Genomic DNA, 950 nt, shown 5'->3' with positions numbered 1-950 from the left:
GCTTCCGCTGCCTTGCCGGTGATGTTCTTTGCGCGCAGGTCGACCAGCATCACGTGGCTTTCCGTACGGCCCGACACGATCCGCAGACCGCGCTTCACCAGCGTTTCAGCCAGCACGCGTGCGTTCTCGACCACCTTCTCCTGGTATGCCTTGAACTCCGGCGACAGCGCTTCCTTGAACGCCACCGCCTTGCCTGCGATCACGTGCATCAGCGGGCCGCCCTGGATCCCCGGGAAGATCGCCGAGTTGATCGGCTTCTCGTACTCGGCCTTCATCAGGATCACGCCGCCGCGCGGGCCGCGCAGGCTCTTGTGCGTCGTCGTCGTCACGAAGTCCGCGTGCGGCACCGGGTTCGGATACACGCCCGCTGCGATCAGGCCCGCGTAGTGGGCCATGTCGACCATCAGGTACGCACCGACCGACTTCGCGATCTTCGCCAGACGCTCGAAGTCGATCTTCAGCGAGAACGCCGATGCGCCCGCGACGATCAGCTTCGGCTTGTGTTCTTGCGCGAGCTTCTCGGCTGCTTCGTAGTCGATGTCTTCGTTCTCGTTCAGGCCATAGCTCACCACGTTGAACCACTTGCCCGACATGTTCACCGGCGAACCGTGCGTCAGGTGGCCGCCGTGCGCGAGGCTCATGCCCATGATCGTGTCGCCCGGCTTGAGCATCGCGAAGAACACGCCCTGGTTCGCCTGCGAACCCGAGTTCGGCTGCACGTTCGCCGCTTCCGCGCCGAACAGCTGCTTCACGCGGTCGATCGCCAGCTGCTCGACGACGTCGACGTATTCGCAGCCGCCGTAGTAGCGCTTGCCCGGATAACCTTCCGCGTACTTGTTCGTGAGTTGCGAACCCTGCGCAGCCATCACGGCCGGGCTCGTGTAGTTTTCCGACGCGATCAGCTCGATGTGATCTTCCTGGCGACGGTTTTCCTGCTCGATCGCGGCAAA

Annotated in this window: 1 protein-coding gene; it reads right to left on the bottom strand. The window is 63.6% G+C overall.

All coding sequences use genetic code 11. The annotated features are described in order from the left end of the window. Positions 1–941, bottom strand: a 941-nt coding sequence (gene glyA, locus QZM67_RS39810; RefSeq protein WP_301811965.1) for a serine hydroxymethyltransferase, incomplete at its 3' end; no start/stop codon positions are given. Positions 942–950: the final 9 nt, after the last annotated feature.

The sequence above is a fragment of the Burkholderia sp. AU45251 genome (assembly GCF_030482905.1).
Taxonomy (GTDB): Bacteria; Pseudomonadota; Gammaproteobacteria; order Burkholderiales; family Burkholderiaceae; genus Burkholderia; species Burkholderia aenigmatica.
Note: the sequence above shows the minus strand (reverse complement) of the source record. Positions and strands in the feature narration are given on the sequence as shown.